This window comes from uncultured Pseudacidovorax sp., from assembly GCF_913773995.1.
Lineage (GTDB): Bacteria > Pseudomonadota > Gammaproteobacteria > Burkholderiales > Burkholderiaceae_C > Xenophilus.
Genome location: NZ_CAJYES010000166.1, coordinates 1 through 18,395, shown reverse-complemented (window position 1 = coordinate 18,395; position 18,395 = coordinate 1). Strand labels below are relative to the sequence as shown.

17 protein-coding genes, 1 tRNA gene and 1 pseudogene are annotated in these 18,395 nt (G+C 69.5%); 10 read left to right on the top strand and 9 right to left on the bottom strand.

Features of this window, described 5'->3' with window-relative positions; genetic code table 11:
• Positions 1 to 37: 37 nt before the first annotated feature.
• Positions 38 to 1,315 carry an efflux RND transporter periplasmic adaptor subunit gene (locus QZ772_RS15485; protein WP_295528003.1) on the bottom strand — a complete coding sequence of 426 codons (1,278 nt, stop codon included), beginning with the start codon at positions 1,313 to 1,315 and terminating at the stop codon, positions 38 to 40.
• A 183-nt stretch (positions 1,316 to 1,498) separates the two neighbouring features.
• Here QZ772_RS15485 and QZ772_RS15480 point away from each other — a divergent pair.
• Together QZ772_RS15480 and QZ772_RS15475 are read left to right on the top strand one after the other, a co-directional pair.
• Positions 1,499 to 2,113: pseudogene (locus QZ772_RS15480) on the top strand (TetR family transcriptional regulator); the annotation flags it as partial.
• A gap of 118 nt (positions 2,114 to 2,231) precedes the next feature.
• Positions 2,232 to 2,306, top strand: a tRNA-Arg gene (locus tag QZ772_RS15475).
• A 445-nt stretch (positions 2,307 to 2,751) separates the two neighbouring features.
• Here the strand turns inward: QZ772_RS15475 and rsmI are convergent.
• Complete coding sequence (gene rsmI / locus QZ772_RS15470; RefSeq protein WP_295528001.1) at positions 2,752 to 3,693, bottom strand: 16S rRNA (cytidine(1402)-2'-O)-methyltransferase; 942 nt, start codon at positions 3,691 to 3,693, stop codon at positions 2,752 to 2,754.
• A gap of 1 nt (position 3,694) precedes the next feature.
• On the opposite strand from rsmI, the gene QZ772_RS15465 reads away from it, so the two are divergent.
• The 3 genes from QZ772_RS15465 (at position 3,695) to QZ772_RS15455 (ending at position 5,639) form a co-directional block, all read left to right on the top strand.
• Positions 3,695 to 4,087, top strand: a complete 393-nt coding sequence (locus QZ772_RS15465; protein ID WP_295527998.1) for a YraN family protein — start codon at positions 3,695 to 3,697, stop codon at positions 4,085 to 4,087.
• A gap of 179 nt (positions 4,088 to 4,266) precedes the next feature.
• Positions 4,267 to 4,878 (top strand): SIS domain-containing protein, encoded by a 612-nt coding sequence (locus QZ772_RS15460; RefSeq protein WP_295527996.1) that lies wholly within the window; start codon positions 4,267 to 4,269, stop codon positions 4,876 to 4,878.
• Positions 4,875 to 5,639 carry a BON domain-containing protein gene (locus QZ772_RS15455; RefSeq protein ID WP_295527993.1) on the top strand — a complete coding sequence of 255 codons (765 nt, stop codon included), beginning with the start codon at positions 4,875 to 4,877 and terminating at the stop codon, positions 5,637 to 5,639. The genes QZ772_RS15460 and QZ772_RS15455 overlap by 4 nt, the downstream gene beginning before the upstream one ends.
• A 304-nt stretch (positions 5,640 to 5,943) precedes the next feature.
• Here QZ772_RS15455 and QZ772_RS15450 read toward each other — a convergent pair whose 3' ends face one another.
• From QZ772_RS15450 to QZ772_RS15440, 3 genes are all read right to left on the bottom strand, one after another.
• Positions 5,944 to 6,870, bottom strand: a complete 927-nt coding sequence (locus tag QZ772_RS15450) for an NAD(P)-dependent oxidoreductase (protein ID WP_295527991.1) — start codon at positions 6,868 to 6,870, stop codon at positions 5,944 to 5,946.
• Positions 6,871 to 6,914: 44 nt separating this feature from the next.
• Complete coding sequence (locus QZ772_RS15445; protein ID WP_295527989.1) at positions 6,915 to 8,051, bottom strand: PilT/PilU family type 4a pilus ATPase; 1,137 nt, start codon at positions 8,049 to 8,051, stop codon at positions 6,915 to 6,917.
• A gap of 120 nt (positions 8,052 to 8,171) precedes the next feature.
• Positions 8,172 to 9,215 (bottom strand): type IV pilus twitching motility protein PilT, encoded by a 1,044-nt coding sequence (locus QZ772_RS15440; RefSeq protein WP_295527986.1) that lies wholly within the window; start codon positions 9,213 to 9,215, stop codon positions 8,172 to 8,174.
• A 48-nt stretch (positions 9,216 to 9,263) separates the two neighbouring features.
• Here QZ772_RS15440 and QZ772_RS15435 point away from each other — a divergent pair, with 48 nt between their 5' ends.
• From QZ772_RS15435 to QZ772_RS15425, 3 genes are all read left to right on the top strand, one after another.
• Positions 9,264 to 9,986, top strand: coding sequence for a YggS family pyridoxal phosphate-dependent enzyme (locus tag QZ772_RS15435; protein WP_295527983.1), 723 nt, complete (start codon positions 9,264 to 9,266; stop codon positions 9,984 to 9,986).
• 140 nt (positions 9,987 to 10,126) lie between these two features.
• The gene (locus QZ772_RS15430; RefSeq protein WP_295527980.1) at positions 10,127 to 11,407 is read left to right on the top strand and encodes a Glu/Leu/Phe/Val dehydrogenase; all 1,281 of its coding nucleotides are present in this window, start codon (positions 10,127 to 10,129) and stop codon (positions 11,405 to 11,407) included.
• Positions 11,408 to 11,484: 77 nt separating this feature from the next.
• Entirely contained in the window at positions 11,485 to 12,099 is a 615-nt protein-coding gene (locus QZ772_RS15425) for a DUF2242 domain-containing protein (protein WP_295527977.1), read from the top strand.
• Here the strand turns inward: QZ772_RS15425 and QZ772_RS15420 are convergent.
• The 4 genes from QZ772_RS15420 to QZ772_RS15405 all read right to left on the bottom strand — a co-directional run bounded on the left by QZ772_RS15420 (position 12,059) and on the right by QZ772_RS15405 (position 15,624).
• Positions 12,059 to 12,460 (bottom strand): response regulator, encoded by a 402-nt coding sequence (locus QZ772_RS15420; RefSeq protein ID WP_295527974.1) that lies wholly within the window; start codon positions 12,458 to 12,460, stop codon positions 12,059 to 12,061. The genes QZ772_RS15425 and QZ772_RS15420 overlap by 41 nt on opposite strands.
• A 123-nt stretch (positions 12,461 to 12,583) precedes the next feature.
• Complete coding sequence (gene rocF / locus QZ772_RS15415) at positions 12,584 to 13,531, bottom strand: arginase (RefSeq protein WP_295527971.1); 948 nt, start codon at positions 13,529 to 13,531, stop codon at positions 12,584 to 12,586.
• An 84-nt stretch (positions 13,532 to 13,615) separates the two neighbouring features.
• The gene (locus QZ772_RS15410; RefSeq protein ID WP_295527969.1) at positions 13,616 to 14,878 is read right to left on the bottom strand and encodes a branched-chain amino acid ABC transporter substrate-binding protein; all 1,263 of its coding nucleotides are present in this window, start codon (positions 14,876 to 14,878) and stop codon (positions 13,616 to 13,618) included.
• 35 nt (positions 14,879 to 14,913) lie between these two features.
• Entirely contained in the window at positions 14,914 to 15,624 is a 711-nt protein-coding gene (locus tag QZ772_RS15405) for a TetR/AcrR family transcriptional regulator (protein WP_295527967.1), read from the bottom strand.
• Between the two features lie 98 nt (positions 15,625 to 15,722).
• Here QZ772_RS15405 and QZ772_RS15400 point away from each other — a divergent pair, with 98 nt between their 5' ends.
• Together QZ772_RS15400 and QZ772_RS15395 are read left to right on the top strand one after the other, a co-directional pair.
• The gene (locus tag QZ772_RS15400) at positions 15,723 to 17,369 is read left to right on the top strand and encodes an AMP-binding protein (protein ID WP_295527964.1); all 1,647 of its coding nucleotides are present in this window, start codon (positions 15,723 to 15,725) and stop codon (positions 17,367 to 17,369) included.
• Positions 17,370 to 17,397: 28 nt separating this feature from the next.
• Positions 17,398 to 18,395 (top strand): biotin carboxylase N-terminal domain-containing protein (locus QZ772_RS15395; RefSeq protein ID WP_295527961.1); only part of this gene is annotated, 998 nt, incomplete at its 3' end.

The window sequence follows — 18,395 nt, the reverse complement described above, 5'->3', positions numbered from 1 at the left end:
TTCCTTCTTCGTGATCAGTCGGGGTTGCGGGCCGGCGTCATTGCTTGGCCGGTGCGGCCGCGGCCGCGGGGGCCGATGCGCCAGCGGCCGGGGCGGCGGCGGCGGTCGTCGGCGGCTGCCAGGGCACGGCCTTCACGGGCGTGCCGGGCGGCAGCATCTGCAGCTTCTGGAAGCCGTCCACCATCACCTGCTCGCCTTCCTTGAGGCCCTCGGTGACGATCCAGCGGTTGTTCTTGCCCGCCGTGATCTTCACGTTGCGCTTGGACAGCTTGCCGTCCTGCCCCACGATGGTCACGGTGTCGCCCTGGTCGGTTCGCGTGACGGCCTGCTGCGGCACGCTGATGGCCTTGTCGACCTGCGCCTGCTCGGTGCGCACGCGCACGTACATGCCCGGCAGCAGCTCGCCCTTGGGGTTGGGCACTTCGGCGCGCAGCGTGATCTGGCCGGTGCTCGCATCCACCGTCAAATCGGAGAAGAGGAGGCGGCCACGCTGGGCGAACTCGGTGCCGTCCTCCAGCACGATGCGCACGTCGGCGGCGTCCGGGCCGCTGGCGCGCTGCAGCTTGCCCTGCGCCATGGCGCGGCGCATGCGCATCACCTCGGTCGCCGACTGCGTGAAATTGACGTAGAGCGGATCGATCTGCTGGATGGTGGCCAGCTGGGTGGCCTCGCCCTGGCCCACCAGCGCGCCCTCGGTCACCAGCGCGCGGCCGATGCGGCCCGAGATGGGGGCGGTGACGGTGGCATAGCCCAGGTTGATGCGGGCCGTGGTCACGGAAGCGCGGCCGGCCAGCACGTCGGCCTCGGCGGCCTTCTGCGAGGCGACGGCGTTGGCATAGTCCTGCTTGCTCACGGCATTGGCTTCGACCAGCGGCTTGTAGCGCTCGGCCAGTGCCTTGGCCTGGGCCGCATTGGCCTCCGCGCGTGCCAGGGTCGCCTCAGCGCTGCGCAGCGTGGCCTCGTAGGGCGACGCGTCGATCTTGAACAGCGGCTGGCCGGCCTTCACGTCGCTGCCTTCGACGAAGAGGCGCTTCTGCAGGATGCCGGCGGCACGGGCGCGCACCTGGGCGACGCGCGTGGCCTCGAGCCGGCCGGGCAGTTCGGTGACCAGCCCGACTTCGCCCGGGGTGGCAACCACCACGCCGACCTCGGGCGCCGGCATGCCGCCGCCCGGAGGACCGCCGGCCGGCGCGGCGGCTTCCTTCTTGCCGCAGGCCACCAGGGCCAGGCTCAGGAAGACCGCGGTGGCGGCGAGGGTCAGGGACGAACCGGGACGAAACATCGAACGACTTGCAGCAACATGCGAGGCAGGCATGCGAATCCTCTTGGGGTGGGATTGGAAAAGGCGGGGAAGCAGGGTGCGCCGCGGATCGACCTTGCGCGCACGCAGATCGGGGCACCAGAAGCTTGCCGAGGCAGCGAGTTTACATACATTCTTGAATGTATAGTGATGATCCCCACGTTTCGGTTTATTTCGTTTTCTTGCCAAGGAGATGCCGTGGTACGGCGCACGAAGGAAGAAGCCCTGGCCACCCGCCATCGCCTGCTCGATGCGGCCGAGCGGCTGTTCCAGGCGCAGGGCGTGTCGCGCACGTCTTTGCAGCAGATCGCCGAAGAGGCAGGGGCCACCCGTGGCGCCGTCTATTGGCATTTCAAGGACAAGGCCGACCTGTTCAACGCAATGATGGAGCGGGTCACGCTGCCGATGGAAAAGGGCGTTCGTCAGGCGGCTGAGCCGGCCGGCGTCGACCCGCTGGACCTGATCGAGCAGGGCATGGTGCAGGCCCTGCAGCTCATCGCGGGCGATCCCCAGGTGCGGCGCGTCTTCCAGATCGCGGTGCACAAGGTGGAGTACACGGACGAGATGGCCTCGGTGCAGCAGCGGCACCTGGGCGCGCGCGACGCCTGCGTCATGGATTTCGAGAAGGCGCTGCGCCTGGCTACACGCGTGCGGGGGCTGCGGCTGCCGGTGCCGGCACGCACTGCTGCGCAGGGCCTGCATGCCTTGATGTCCGGGCTGATCGACGACTGGCTGCTCGATCCGGGCGCTTTCGACCTCGTGCCTGCAGGCCGTCGGCTGTTCGGTGTGTATCTCGCCGGTTTGGGTCTGCCCCGGCACCCTGAGTCGGAGGCGGCGAATGTGGCCCACGTTGCGGCCGGCCGCGCCGAACACGCCAGTCGCCGAAGATCGGTCATAATGCCGGGTTCGCGCCCGGGTTCGGCGCGACTTTCTCGCCGTATTTCAACGGATAGAATTCGGCCCTCCGAAGGCTGAGATCCAGGTTCGATTCCTGGCGGCGGGACCAGATACAGGCCCGGAAGCGTGCAAGCGCTTCCGGGCTTTTTGCTGCCTGCGTCATAAGGTTTCGATCACCCTGTCCCAATGCCCCGATGCGCGGGCACGGTGCTGCGCAAGCGCGCGCCGCACAGGCAAAAAGAAACCCGCCGAAGCGGGTGAAGGCAGCCCTCGAGGGGGGAATCAAGAGTCGGGAAGTTGGGCTGCCGATGCAGTGTGCGATCCGATCTGGGAGGAATCTGGTGGCCATGCCATCCAGTGGTCGGCAGCCGGGTGCTGCATGAGCACGCGCGGCAGCAGGATGGCGCCGGTGAAGGCCGCATCCGGCGGCAGCGCCACACGGGCCGTGCGTCGTGGGACGGTGTCATGGTCGACCGTGCTGCCCGATGCATCGAACCGCTCTCAGGCAAGCCGTGGCGGCGTGTCCGGCCAGCCGGTTCATCGGGCGCTGCATGTCATTCTTCAGCGCTGCGCCAGCTGAGTGCCTGGGCATAGAGCGCGTTGCGCGGCGCGCCGGTGATGTCTGCAGCCAGGCGGGCTGCGCTCTTGAGTGGCAGCTCCGCGAGCAGCAGGCGCAGCACGCGTTCGGCCTCGGCGCCGATGCCGGCGCCCGCCGCTACGGTGGGCTGGGGATGCAGCAGCAGTGCGAACTCGCCCCGCGTGCGCTGCGGCCCGGCCTCCAGCCAGCCCGCCAGCGCCTGGGCCGGCACGGTGGCGATCTCCTCGAACTGCTTGGTCAGCTCGCGGCCTACGGTCACGGGGCGTTCGCCCAGGACGGCCAGTGCGCGCGCCAGGGCCTCGATGCGGTGTGGCGCCTCCAGCAGCACCACGGCACGCGTCTCGCCGGACAGGGCCTGCACCGCGGCATCTCGCTCGCCCGCCTTGGCCGGCAGGAAGCCGGCGAAGACGAAGGGGCCGCCGCGTGCGTCGTCATGCGCGCCCGCGGCGCTGAGCAGGGTGGTCACGCTGGAGGGGCCCGGGATGGGCAGCACCCGCTGGCCCGCGGCCTGCACAGCGGCGGCCAGCCGGGCGCCTGGGTCGCTGACGCCCGGCGTGCCGGCGTCGCTCACGTAGGCGATGCGCTGGCCCTCGGCCAGGCGCGCGATCACGGTCTGCGCGGCCTCGGCCTCGTTGTGCTGGTGCACGGCCAGCAACTGGCCGCCCGGCCGGTCGATGCCGCAGGCGCGCAGCAGCTGGTGGGTGTGGCGCGTGTCCTCGCAGGCGATGGCGTCGACCAGCTGCAGCACGTGCAGCGCCCGCAGCGACAGATCGGCCAGGTTGCCGATGGGTGTGGCCACGACGTAGAGGGTTCCCTGCGGATAATGCTGGCCGCCGGCCGCGTCGCGGGCGGCCTGGACAGCGGCGCCGAAAGAAGCAGCCGAGGGGAGGGTGTTCAAGATGGGTCTTCTTCCGTTCAAGCGGGGGCCGGTAGCGCCTCCGACCACCAAGCGCCTGGGCGACGCCGCCGAGGATGCCGCGCTGGCCCACCTGCGCAAGGCCGGGCTGGGGCTGGTGGCGCGCAATTATCGAACCCCGGGCCGTGGCGGCGGTGAGGTGGATCTGATCATGCGCGAGCCCGGCGGCACGCTGGTCTTCGTCGAGGTGCGCAGCCGCTCGCGCGCCAGCCATGGCGGGGCGGGCGCCAGCATCACCTTCGCCAAGCAGCGGCGCATCATCTTCGCGGCGCGGCACTACCTGATGCGGCTGCCCTCGCCCCCGCCCTGCCGCTTCGATGCGGTGCTCGTGGAGGACGAGATCCGCTGGCTGCGCGGCGCGTTCATGATGGAGTGACCCCCAGGCTGCGCGCTTCGCCGCGGCCTGTTGCCAACTGGCGGGAACCTGACGCAGCCGCCGCAGTCGCAGGTTGGGGTCCTCGGGACGTTCATCCCGGTCCGCAGCGCCCTCATGCCGCTCGATGCACGGACCGCATCCTCAGGCCCGAAAAGCGCACGTCTATGATTCCGGACAGCATGGTTGAACAACGTCTACAACAACATTTCATCGACAGCGCCGATCTCAAATACCAGGCCGGGCCCTTGCTCAGCAAGCCGCTTGGGCTGGCCGTTCAGGCCCTGCTGGCGGGCGTGACCAGTGGCCGCAAGGTGCTGGCCTGCGGCGCCGGCGTCTCCGGTCTTCTGGCCGCCCAGTTCGCAGCCCAGTTCGTCGGCCGCTTCGAGCGCGAGCGGCCCTCCCTGGCCGCCCTCGCGCTGCCCTGCATCCCCGACGATCCGCTGGCCGACACGCGTCAGTGTGCCGATGCGGCTGGCCCGGCCCGGCAGGTCCGGGCCCTGGGCGAGGCCGGCGACGTGCTGCTGGCCATCAGCCCCCGCGGCGAATCGGCGGCCGTGCTGGCGGCGGTGGCAGCGGCGCACGAGCGCGACATGTGCGTCATCGCGCTGACCGGCGGCGTCGGCAGCGGCGCGGGCGGTGCGCTGGGCCGGGCGCTGAGAGAAACCGATGTGCAGGTCTGCGTGCCGCACGACCGCCTTTCCCGCATCCACGAAGTCCACCTGGTGCTGCTGCACTGCCTGTGCGACGCCGTGGACGCCCAACTACTTGGTGAACAGGAGCTTTCCGCATGAACACCCCCTCGACGACGATCTTCCGACGTGGCCAGCGCCTGGCCTGCGCCTGCCTGGCCGTTGCCGCACTGGGCGGCAGCCTGGCGGGCTGCGTCCCCCTGGTGGTGGGCGGTGCCGCGGCTGCGGGCCTCGGCACCCTGGCGCTGGACCGCCGCAGTTCCGGCGCGCAGCTCGACGACCAGGCCATCGAGCTGCGTGCCGCCGCCCGCATCCGCGAGATTGCCAACGACGACATGAACGTCACGGTGATCAGCTTCAACCGTACGGCCCTGCTGACCGGCACCGTGGGCAGCGAGGCCGACAAGCAGCGCGCCGGCGAGGTGGTGCGCACCGCGCCCAATGTGCGCGCCGTCGTCAACGAGGTCGTGGTGGGCCCCGCCCTCAACATCGCCCGCCGCTCCAACGACACCTATCTGACCACCAAGGTCAAGGCTTCGCTGCTGGACGCCTCCGACGTGCCGGCCAACTCGATCAAGGTGGTGACCGAGGGCGGCGTGGTCTACCTGATGGGCCTGGTCACCCGCCGCGAGGCCGACCGTGCGACCGACATCACGCGCGGCATCTCCGGCGTCGAGAAGGTGGTGCGGGTCTTCGAATTCGTCGGCGACGACGGCCAGGCTCTTCCCGGTGGCGTCGGCCCCTCGCAGACCGTGCCCGGCACCGACGGCTCGCGCGTGCCCCTGCCGCCCATGGCCCCGCTGCCCGCTCCGGCCGCTGCACCGGCACCCGTGCCCGGCGTGGTCACCTCGCCCGTGCGCTGATCGGCTCCTGCGTGGCATCCGCGGGGATGGCCGCTGATCGCCCCGAGGCGAGGCAAGTCAGGTCGTCTCCTGCGCCAGCGGCGCCTGTGCACCCCAGAGGCGAATGGCCGCGGAGCAGGCCATGCCAGTGCACCCGTGGAACTGGCTTCGCCAGGCCACCGGGTGCGCCCCCCTCCAAGCCGAAGGCGACTGAGAGGGGCTGAGGGCCGCGGCTCCGAGCCTGCCAGTGCAGGCTTGGACGTGCCCGAAGAGCAGCCGACTCTGGCGGCCGCCCGGAGCCGCGAAGCGGCATGGGGGGTGTTCTCTACTTCAGTCGCGTGATCAGGCTGGACGTGTCCCAGCGCGCGCCGCCGGCCTGCTGCACGTCGGCATAGAACTGGTCCACCAGCGCCGTCACCGGCAGGCGGGCGCCGTTGCGCTTGGCCTCGTCGAGCACCAGGCCCAGGTCCTTGCGCATCCAGTCCACGGCAAAGCCGAAGTCGAAGCGGCCGGCCACCATGGTCTTGCCGCGGTTGTCCATCTGCCAGCTCTGGGCGGCGCCCTTGCCGATCACGTCCAGCACCTTCTCCATGTCCAGGCCGGCGCGCTGGCCGAAGGCGACGGCCTCGGACAGGCCCTGCACCAGCCCGGCGATGCAGATCTGGTTGACCATCTTCGCCAGCTGGCCGGCGCCGCTGTCGCCCAGCAGCGTGACCGCGCGGGCGAAGGCGCCGATCACCGGCTCCACCTGCGCGAACACCGCCGCGTCGCCGCCGCACATCACCGTGAGCATGCCGTTCTGCGCGCCGGCCTGGCCGCCCGAGACGGGCGCGTCGATGAAGTGCAGGCCCCGGGCGCTCGCGTCGACGGACAGCTCGCGCGCCACCGAGGCTGAGGCGGTGGTGTGGTCCACGAAGACGGCGCCCGGCTTCATGCCGGCGAAGGCGCCCGTGTCGCCCAGCACCACCGAGCGCAGGTCGTCGTCGTTGCCCACGCAGCAGAACACGATGTCGGCGCCGGCCGCCGCCTCGCGCGGGGTGGGCGCCGAGGCGTGGCCGCCGCTCGCGCCGAATTCCTGTACCCAGGCGGCGGACTTGGCGGCGCTGCGGTTGTAGACGGTCACGCGGTGGCCCGCGGCCGCCAGGTGGGCCGCCATCGGGTAGCCCATGACACCGAGGCCGAGGAAGGCGACGGCGCGGGCCGGGACGGCGGTATAGGACTTGGGGTTGAAGGAGGGGGAGGGTGTGCTCATCCCCCGAGCTTAGCGGCGCCCGGCGTGGCGCGGCCGGCCCGCGCTCAGATCACCGACAGGTGTTCGGTGCCCGAGCTCAGGTCGCGGGTGCGCGCGCGCTGGCTGTGCAGCTTGATCTGCAGCCGCAGGTCGTTGGTGGAGTCGGCATTGCGCACGGCGTCCTCGTACGAGATGGCGTACTGCTCAAACAGGTCGAACAGCGCCTGGTCGAAGGTCTGCATGCCCAGGTTGCGGCTCTTGCGCATCACTTCCTTCATCTCACCCACCTGGCCCTTGAAGATCATGTCGGCGATCAGCGGGGTGTTGAGCATGATTTCCACAGCCGCGACCCGGCCACGACCGTCTTCGGTCGGGATTAGCCGCTGCGAGATCATCGAGCGCAGGTTGAGCGACAGGTCCATCAGCAGCTGCTCACGCCGGTCGTCGGGGAAGAAGTTGATGATGCGGTCCAGCGCCTGGTTGGCGTTGTTGGCGTGCAGCGTGGCCAGGCACAGGTGGCCGGTCTCGGAGAAGATGATCGCGTTCTCCATGGCCGTGCGGTCGCGGATCTCGCCCATCAGGATCACGTCGGGCGCCTGGCGCAGCGCGTTCTTCAGCGCCGCCTCCCAGCTGTCGGTGTCGATGCCGATCTCGCGCTGGGTCACCACGCAGTTCTTGTGCGGGTGCACGAACTCGATGGGGTCTTCCACCGTGACGATGTGGCCCTGGGTGTTCTCGTTGCGCCAGTCCAGCATCCCGGCGAGCGTGGTCGACTTGCCCGAGCCAGTGGCGCCCACCACGATCACCAGGCCGCGCTTGGTCATGGTGACTTCCTTGAGCACCTGCGGCAGGTTGAGGCCGTCGATGGTCGGCGGCGTGGTCGGAATGGTCCGCAGCACCATGCCCACGCGCCCCTGCTGGACGAAGGCGTTGACGCGGAAGCGCCCGTAGCCGGCCGGCGAGATCGCGAAGTTGCATTCGCGCGAGCGCTCGAACTCGGCCGTCTGGCGGTCGTTCATCAGCGCCCGCGTCAGCGCCAGCGTGTGCTGCGGCGACAGCGGCTGCTGCGAGATCTTGACCACCTTGCCGTCGATCTTCACCGCCGGCGGGAAGTCGGCCGTGATGAACAGGTCGCTGCCCCCACGGCTGATCATGAGTTTCAACAGGTCGGTGATGAACTGGCTGGCCTGATCGCGTTCCATGGTGGCTCCAGAAAAGTTAGAGGGAAATGCGGCCGAGCGCCGGGCCGCCCCAAGCCGGCCGCGCCTCCCCCTCGGGGGGTGGCGTTACACGCCGCAGGCGTGAAAAGCCGGGGGGCCTCATCACCCGGGGAAATTCTCTGGCGTCTTGGCCTTGCCGCGCGCCTCGGCGGGGCTGATGACCCCGCGGCGCACGAGGTCGACCAGGCACTGATCCAGCGTCTGCATGCCCATGCTCTGGCCGGTCTGGATGCTCGAGTACATCTGCGCCACCTTGGCCTCGCGGATCAGGTTGCGGATGGCCGGGGTGCCCAGCATGATCTCGTGCGCCGCCACGCGGCCGGCGCCGTCCTTGGTCTTGCACAGCGTCTGCGAGATCACGGCCTGCAGCGATTCCGACAGCATGGCGCGCACCATCTCCTTCTCCTCGCCGGGGAAGACGTCGATGATCCGGTCGATGGTCTTGGCGGCGCTGGAGGTGTGCAGCGTGCCGAACACCAGGTGGCCCGTCTCGGCCGCCGTGAGCGCCAGGCGGATGGTCTCCAGATCGCGCAACTCGCCCACCAGGATCGCGTCCGGGTCCTCGCGCAAGGCGGAGCGCAGCGCGTTGGCGAAGCTCAGGGTCATCGGCCCCACCTCGCGCTGGTTGATCAGGCACTTCTTGGACTCGTGCACGAACTCGATCGGGTCCTCCACCGTCAGGATGTGGCCGTACTCGGTCTCGTTGAGGTGGTTCACCATGGCCGCCAGCGTGGTCGACTTGCCCGAGCCGGTCGGCCCCGTCACCAGCACCAGCCCGCGCGGCTTGAGGGCCAGGTCGCCGAAAATCCGCGGCGCGTTCAGCTGCTCCAGCGTCAGTACCTTCGACGGAATGGTCCGGAACACCGCCGCGCAGCCGCGCTGCTGGTTGAAGGCATTGACCCGGAAGCGCGCCAGTCCCTCGACCTCGAACGAGAAGTCGATCTCCAGGAACTCCTCGTAATGCTTGCGCTGCGAGTCGTTCATGATGTCGTACACCATGGCATGCACTTCCTTGTGCTCCATGGGATCGAGGTTGATGCGGCGCACGTCGCCATGCACACGGATCAGCGGCGGCAGGCCGGCCGAGAGGTGCAGGTCCGACGCCTTGTTCTTGACGCTGAATGCCAGCAACTGGGTGATGTCCACGGGCGACCTCTCTAGACTTCGTGACGTTTTGAAACGGTTTCAGCAATTATGACTACGACGAGTGACCAGCTCCAGCAGGTTCATGCACGGATCGTGCGCGCCTGCGAGGCGGCGGGCCGCGATCCGGCCGCCGTGCGGCTGCTGGCAGTCTCCAAGACCTTCGGCCCCGAGGCGGTGCGCGAGGCCTTTGCCGCCGACCAGCGGGCCTTCGGCGAGAACTACGTGCAGGAAGGCCTGGACAAGATCGCCGCCCTGGGCGACCTGCGCTCGCAGCTCGAATGGCACTGCATCGGTCCGCTGCAGAGCAACAAGACGCGGCCGGTGGCCGAGCAGTTCGACTGGGTGCACAGCGTGGACCGGCTGAAGATCGCCCAGCGGCTGGCGCAGCAGCGGCCGGCCGATCTGCCGCCGTTGCAGGTGTGCCTGCAGGTCAACATCGACGGCGGCGCCAACAAGTCGGGCGTGACGCCGGAGGAGGCCGAGGCGCTGGCGCGCGAGGTGGCGGCGCTGCCGCAGCTGGCGCTTCGCGGACTGATGGCCATTCCCGAGCCGCAGCCCGATGCCGCGGCCGAGCGGGCGGTCTTCGCCCAAGTGGCCGATCTGGCCGCCCGGCTGCGCGACGCGCTGGGGCTGCCGCTGGACACCCTGTCGATGGGCATGAGCGCCGACCTGGAATCGGCCATCGCCGCCGGCAGCACGATGGTGCGGGTGGGCACGGCCATCTTTGGCGGCCGGCCGCGCACGGTGCCGGTCGCGCCCGCGGCCAACTGACAGGGGGACTGCCGGGCGGCTCGGCGCGGCGGCGCCTTGCCGCTCGCGCATAAGGTCCGCCGCCGGCTGCATGGCCACTGGCGCGGCGCGGTCGGCCGGCCTATCGTCGCGGCCATCCGCACCACCGAGGCCTCCTCACCATGCAGCAGTCCAGCGAACTCTCGTACGTCCACCCGTCCTCCACCAGCCCCTGGGGCACCTACCTGTCGCAGGTCGACCGCGTGGTGCCCTATCTCGGCCACCTGGGCCGCTGGGCCGAGACCCTCAAGCGCCCCAAGCGCGCGCTGATCGTGGACGTGCCGATCGAGATGGATGACGGCACCATCGCCCACTTCGAGGGCTTCCGCGTGCAGCACAACCTGTCGCGCGGCCCGGGCAAGGGCGGGGTTCGCTTCCACCCCGACGTCACGCTGGAAGAGGTGATGGCCCTGTCGGCCTGGATGACCGTCAAGTGCGCGGCCGTCAACCTGCCCTACGGCGGCGCCAAGGGCGGCATCCGCGTCGACCCCAAGAAGCTGTCGCAGAACGAGCTGGAGAAGATGACCCGGCGCTACACCAGCGAGATCGGCCTCATCATCGGCCCGCATTCGGACATTCCGGCGCCGGACGTCAACACCAATGGCCAGATCATGGCCTGGATGATGGACACCTACTCGATGAACACCGGCTCGACCGCCACGGGCGTGGTCACCGGCAAGCCGATCCACCTGGGCGGCTCGCTGGGCCGGGTCAAGGCCACCGGCCGCGGCGTGTACGTGACCGGCCGCGAAGCGGCGCGCCGATTGGGCCTGCCGCTGCAGGGCGCGCGCGTGGCCGTGCAGGGCTTCGGCAACGTGGGCTCGGTGGCGGCCGAACTGTTTGCCGAGGCGGGCGCCAAGGTGGTGGCGGTGCAGGACCACACCGGCACCCTGGTGAACGAAGGCGGCTTCGACATGCCGGCGCTGATGGCCCATTCGCGCCGCACCGGCGGCATCGTCGGTTTCGGTGCCGGCGATCAGGTGGACAACGAGGCCTTCTGGGACGTGCCCACCGACATCCTGATCCCGGCCGCCCTGGAAGGCCAGATCAGCGCCGAGCGCGCCCGTCGCATCACGGCCCGCCTGGTGCTCGAAGGCGCCAACGGCCCGACGGTGCCGCAGGCGGACGACATCTTGGCCGAGCGCGGCGTGCTGGTGGTGCCCGACGTGATCTGCAATGCCGGCGGTGTGACCGTCTCGTACTTCGAATGGGTACAGGATTTCTCCAGCTTCTTCTGGACCGAGGACGAGATCAACCAGCGGCTGGACCGCATCATGGTCGGCGCGCTGGAGCACATCTGGAACAAGGCCGACGAGCACCACATCGCACTGCGCACTGCCACCTTCGCAGTGGCGTGCGAGCGCATTCTTGCCGCCCGCCAGGAACGTGGGCTGTATCCCTGACGGGGAACCGTCTTTCCGCCGGACTGTCCAAGCCACGCCCCAGCCGCCGGCCGGGCGACACTTGCGGGATGACGACGATGCGAACAATGGCGGGGCGCGGCTGGAGCGCCGTGGGGATGGTGGTGCTGGCAGCCGCGCTGGCCGGTTGCGGCAGCGCGCCGAAGCGCAAAGGTGCCAAGGACCTGACGACCGAAGACTTCGAGGCGACCAACACCCATACTCGCATCTACGACGCCACGGTGGTGCAGACCTGTGAGGCGGCCCGGCGGGCGCTGTTGAGCCAGGGCTACATGATCACCGCGGCGGCAGCCGAGCAGGTCACGGGGCGCAAGAGCTTCCAGCCCGAGGGCGAGGTGCATGTGGAGGTCGAGTTCCGCGTGGTCTGCGCCCAGGAGCAGGGCGACAACGGCCAGCCTGCCGCCATCGCCTTCGCCACCGCGGTGCAGGACCGCTACGGCCTCAAGAAGGTGAACAACTCGGCCAGCGTGGGCGTGGGGGCCTTCGGCTCGCTGTCGCTGCCCTTCACCTCCAGCGACGACGCGATGGTCAAGGTGGCCAGCCAGACGCTCACCGACGACCGCTTCTACGAAGGCTTCTATGCGCTGCTGGAGCGCTACCTAGCCCGCACCGAACCGGCGGTGGCCACACCTGTCACCGAGGGGGCGGCGAAGCCGACGCCATCCCCCCGCTAGACGGTGTGGCCAGCGCATCGGCTAGCGCGTCGATGCCGAAGGGCTTGCGCAGCCATTGCGTGTTGGCCGGCAGATCGCGCGGAGGCGGCCGGCCCGTGGCAAAGATGATTCGCACCGGATCGCGCACGCCCAGCGCCTCGGCCAAGTCCAGCCCCGACAGCGCCGGCAGCCCCACGTCGATCATCACCACATCGAAGGCGCCATCCAGATAGCGGTCGCGCGCCGTTTCTGCGCTGCCCACACCCGTCGCCCAGTGGCCCAGCAGCTTCAGCATCTCCAGCGTGGTCTGCAGCACGTCGGGATCGTCTTCGACAACCAGCACGCGCAAGGCAGAACCGATGGGAGGGGCGGATTCGGGCATGGGTGAGGGCGGGCGCAGCAGGGGTGATCGGACTATGAGGCACCCGCGACATTCACTGTCGCCCCGGTGGCCGACGAACCGTGTAGGAGCAATCCCCTTTGGCAGCGCATGCGATACAGCCGCTCAGGGGCGTGCCAGCGTGGACTTTCCCAGCAGGCTCTCGATGAGCTCCACCGCAACCTCTGCACTGCGGTTGCGCACGTCCAGCGCCGGGTTGAGTTCCACCACATCCATCGAACCCAGACGGCCGGTGTCCGCAATCATCTCCATGCACAGCTGCATCTCCCGGTAGCCGGGTCCGCCACGCACGCCGGTGCCCACGCCCGGGGCAACATCCGGGTCCAGGCAGTCGATGTCGAAGCTCACATGCAGATGGGTGTCCTCGTCCACGCCGTGCAGGGCCTCGGTCATGGTGGTGCGCATGCCGTGTTCGTCGATGTGGCGCATGTCGAAGACCGTCAGGCCCAGGGCGCGGATGGCGTCGCGCTCGGGCGCATCCACGCTGCGGATGCCGATGAAGCGCAGGGCATCGGCCTGCAATGCGCTCGGCAAGCCGCTCCAGCCGGTGAGGGCGGACGGCCCATGGCCCAGCAGGCAGGCGACCGGCATGCCGTGCAGGTTGCCGCTGGGCGAGGTGGCCTCGGTGTTGACGTCGGTGTGGGCGTCGAGCCAGAGCACCCGCAGCGTCTTGCCGCGGCGGCGCGCATGCCAGGCGACGGCGCTGATGGAGCCGACGGCCAGGCAGTGGTCGCCCCCCATCAGCAGCGGCAGATGGCCCGCGCCCAGCGCCGCATCGACCGCGTCGTACACGCTGCGGTTCCACGCCACCGCCTCCTTGAGATGGCGCAGCCCGCCTTCTGGCGCGCGCCAGGGCGTGGCCGGGCCGGCCAGGTTGCCCCGGTCGACCACCGTCAGGCCCATGCGGGCCACGCACTCGGCCAGGCCCGCGACGCGCAGCGCATCCGGTCCCATGCCGCAGCCGCGCACGCTGGCACCCACGTCGGTGGGTGCGCCGATCAGGGCCACGGTGGTGGCTGCAGGGCTGGCGCTGGGGTCGAAGGTGGCTTGCATCGGCCCAGTCTAGGCATGGACGGTGAACACCTCATGCCAGCCAATGCCGACAACGGCAGCGCAGGCCGCAGGGGCCCGCCGGGCTCAGCCGCCCGGCCGCACCATCTTGCAGTCGGTGCCCTGGGCGAGTTCGTTGCCGCCGTAGACCGCCTCGGTGCGGAAGCCGTAGTTGGTCCCTTCCCAGCCGGTCTTGACCGTCTTGCCATCCACCGGAGCGATGGTGTTGACCACCTGCGGCAGCAGCAGCTGGTGGTCTTCGCCGCGCATGCGCACCGGGCCCACCACCGAGTCGAAGCTGAGGTCCTCCATGGCACGGGCGACCGCCACCGTCTCGGTGCTGCCGGCCTTGTCGATGGCGGCGGCCAGCAGGCGCGGCGTCATGTCGATGCGCGGCGCCAGGAAGTCCTTGCCCATCTTGGTCTTGTAGGCCTTGGCCAGCGCATCCACGCGCGGGCTGTCGGCCTGCCCCGGGTGCCATTCGGCCACCCAGGTCAGCTGCCCCAGCTTGGCCTGAGACACGGCCAGCACGGTACCCGGCACCGAGCCGGCGCTGTGGTTGAAGTAGCGCAGGTTGTAGCCCGCATCGCCCGCGGCCTTGAGCAGCAGCGTCATGTCCTGGCCCCAGTTGCCGGTAATGACCGAGTCGGCGCCCGAGGCCTTGATGTTGGCCACGTAGGGGGCGAAGTCCTTGACCCGGCCGATGGGATGCAGCGCCTCGCCGACGAACTGCACGTCAGGCCGCGCCAGACCCACCAGCTGCTTGCCATAGCTGGCCCACTGCTTGCCGTGGGCATAGTCCTGGTTGAGCAGGTAGACCTTCTTCACGTCCGGCGTCTTCTTGATGAAGTTGGCCAGGGCCTTCATCTTCATCGCCGTGTTGGCCTCGGTCTGGAAGTGCCAGAAGCTGCAGGCCTTGCCGGTGAGTTCGGGGTCGATGGAGGAATGGTTGAGGACCAGGATCTCCTTGCCCGGGTTGCGCTGGTTCCAGCGGTTGACCGCCTGCACCAGCGCCGTCACCACCGAGGAGCCCGAGCCGCCGGTGACGATGGCGCGCGCGCCCTGGTCGATGGCGGCCTGCAGGGCGCTCTGGCTTTCCTGGGCGGAGAGCTTGCTGTCGAACTGCAGCAGCTGCAGTTTGGCCTGGCCCTTGAGCACGCCGCCCTTGGCATTGATGTCGTCCACGGCGTACTGCACATGGGCCAGCATCAGCTCGCCCACGTTGGCGAAGGGGCCCGAGAGCGGGTCGATGTAGGCGATCTTGTAGACCTTGTCGTCCTGCGCCGAGGCAGTCCCGGCGGCAACAAGAAGGGCAGCGGCCAGGGGCGCAAGCCGGGCGCGGAATGTCATGGTGTGTCTCCGTTCGTTGTCGTTGGAATGAAGGGTCAGGCTGCAGGAATGCGCAGGCCGATCACGCGCGTGGCCAGCTGCGTGAGCTCGTCCACGATCTGCTCGGGCCCCAGCCGGCCGCCGGGCTGGTACCAGCTGTAGAGGAAGCCCGGCAGGCTGCAGGCCGCCAGGGCGGTGATGCGGGTCTCATTGAAGTCGAGGTCGCCGTCGCGCCGGCCCTGCTCCAGAAGCGGCGTGAGCTTGTCGTAGAAATGGTGGGCCAGCTTCTTCATCGCGGCGTTGTATTCGGGCCGGTAGACCTGGGGCTCGCGGTAGGGAAAGAAGGCCGCCGGGTAGTGCATGACGGTGGCGCGGATCAACCGGTGCAGGCCTTCCACCACCTTCTGTGCGGCGGGGCTGGGGTCGTCGTCGGCAAAGTCCAGCGCCGTGAAGCAGTCGACCGTGGGCGGCCACGACAGCACTTCGAACAGCTCCTGCTTGTCGCGGAAGTAGTAGTAGATGAAGGGCTTGGTCACCTGCAGTGCCTGCGCCACCTGGGCCAGCGTGGTGCTGGCATAGCCCTGGGCTGCGAAGAGCTGCGTGGCGGCCTGCAGGATGCGCTCGCGCTGCACGTCCGTGCCGGCGGTGGCCGAGCGCTGGCGGCCATTGCCGTGGGTGCGTGCAGGCCCGTCCACAGGCGCCTGATTTGCCAGACCACCAGGCGCGATGGCTTTGGGTTTGTGCTGTGTCTCCGATGTTCTACCCATCGGTAGGATTGTTCGTGCACCATGCAATGCATGACAAGGGTCGACGGGGTTCGGCGCGCTATCGCTAACCCTGATCGGCAGACGCCACGGAGACACCCATGAGCCTCGACACCCGCCCCCACACCGCTGGTGATGCGCTTCCTGAGCGCCCCCGCCTGCCCCTGCACGAGTACCTGCGCACCCATGCGCGCGAGCGCGGCGACCATGCCGCCTGCTTCTGGTACGGCCACCGCATGAGCTATGCCGAGCTCGACCGCGCCAGCGACGCCTTCGCCGCCCGGCTGCAGGCGCTGGGCGTGGCCAAGGGCGAGCCGGTGGTGCTCTTCCTCAACAACTGCCCGCAGTACCTGGTGGCCCATTACGGCATCCAGAAGATCGGCGCCATCGTCTGCCCCAGTGGCCCGCTGAACAAGGCGCATGAGCTGGCCTACCAGGTGGGCGATCTCAAGGCGCGCGTCATCGTCGCCGCCGCGCCGCTGCTGCCCGTGGTGCAACAGGTGCAGGCCGAGGCCGCGCACCTGGCCCATGTGTTCGTGGTGCACTACGCCGATCTGCTGCCGGCCGAACCGGTGCTGGATCTGCCCGCCGAACTGCAGGCCGCGATGAAGGAGCCGCGCACCGTGCCGACCGGCTGCGAGGACTTCCGCGAGGCCAGCACGGGCGACGCCAGGCCCGAGCCGGTCGTGCTGTCGCTGGACGATGTGGCCCTCATGACCTACACCTCGGGCACCACCGGCCTGCCCAAGGGCGCGATGCTGAGCTACGGCAACGCCCTCTTCAAGACGCGGATCGCGGCCGACTGCAACGGCGTGCAGGCCGACGACGTGCTGCTGTCGGTGGCACCGATGTATCACATCGCCGGCATGCTGATGGCCGTGAACGTGCCGGTGCTGGTGGGCGCCACGCAGGTGCTGCTGCACCGTTTCGACCCGCATGCGGTGCTGCAGGCCATCGACCGCCACAAGGTCAGCTGGTGGTACAGCATCGCGCCCATGAACGTGGCCTGCATGCAGCTGCCGGACGCGCGCGAGTTCGACCTGTCCAGCCTCAAGGTCAACCCGGTCACCAGCTTCGGCATCGCCTTCACCGAGCCGCTGGCCAGGCAGTGGCAGGGCTTCGCGCCCAATTGCACTTCACACGAGGCGGCCTACGGCCTGTCGGAGACCCACACCTGCGACACCTACACGCCGCGCCATGCGCCGCGCTGGGGCACGCAGGGCGTTCCGGCGCCGGGCGTGACCATCCGCATCCTCGACCCCGAGACGGGGCGTGACCTGCCCGCCGGCGAGGTGGGCGAGATCGTGCTGGCCAGTGAAGGCACCTTCAAGGGCTACTGGAACAAGCCCGAGGCCACCGCCGCCACGCTGCGCAACGGCTGGGTGCACACCGGCGACATGGGCAAGCTCGACGCCGACGGCTACCTCTGCTTCATCGGCCGCTTCAAGGAGATGATCAAGGTCTCGGGCTACAGCGTGTTCCCTGAGGAGGTCGAGACCATCCTCATCAAGCATCCGGCCGTGGCCCAGGCCGCGGTCATCTCCCAGCCCGATGCGGAGAAGGGCGAAGTGGTCAAGGCCTTCATCGTGCGCAAGCCCGGCGCCGAGGCCACGCCCGAGGCCATCGCCGCCTGGGCGCGCGACAACATGGCGCCCTACAAGGTGCCGCGGCAGGTGCGCTTCATCGATGCGCTGCCGGCCACCGGCGCAGGCAAGGTGCTGCGGCGCCTGCTGAAAGACATCGACTGAGTCACTCACCCCTTCCGAGGTCCTCCCCGTGTTCAAGAAAGTTCTGATCGCCAACCGCGGCGAGATCGCCGTGCGTCTGGTGCGCGCCCTGCAGGACCTGGGCATCGCCAGCGTGGCCGTGCATGCGCAGGACGATGCACAGGCCCTGCATGCCCAACTGGCCGATGTCGCCGTGCCACTGGCGGCCACGGGGCCGTCGGCCTACCTCGACGTCGACGCGCTGCTGGCCATCGCCCGCACGCAGGGCTGCGATGCGGTGCATCCCGGCTATGGCTTCCTGAGCGAGCGGGCCGACTTCGCGCAGGCCTGTGCGAAGGCCGGGCTGGTCTTCATCGGGCCGACGCCGGAGCAACTGGCGCTGTTCGGCGACAAGGCGCGCGCCCGCGCACTGGCCCAGCAATGCGATGTGCCGGTCATGCCGGGCAGTGCCGGCGCGGTCACACTGCAGGAAGCCCAGGCCTTCTTCGTCGAGCAGGCCAAGGACGGCGCGGGCGTGATGATCAAGGCCATCGGCGGAGGCGGCGGACGCGGCATGCGCGCCGTGCTGCGCGCCGAGGACGTGGCCGAGGCCCATGCCCGTTGCGTTTCCGAGGCGCGCGCGGCCTTCGGTGTCGAGGGCGTGTACGTCGAGCGCTTGATGCCGCGGGCCCGCCACATCGAGATCCAGGTGCTGGGCGACGGCGAATCGGTCGCCAGCCTTGGCGAGCGCGAATGCACGCTGCAGCGCCGCTTCCAGAAGCTGGTGGAGATGGCGCCCAGCCCCACCTTGTCCGAACCGGTGCGCGTTGCGCTCACGCAGGCCGCGCTGCGCATGGCGCAGGCCGTGGGCTACCTGGGCCTGGGCACCTTCGAGTTCCTGGTGGACGACAGCTCTGCCACGCTGCCCTGGGTCTTCATCGAGGCTAACCCGCGCCTGCAGGTGGAGCACACGGTGACCGAGGCCGTCACCGGGCTCGACCTGGTGCAGCTGCAACTGACCGTGCTGGCCGGCCAGCGGCTGGGCACGCTCGGCATCCACACCGGGCG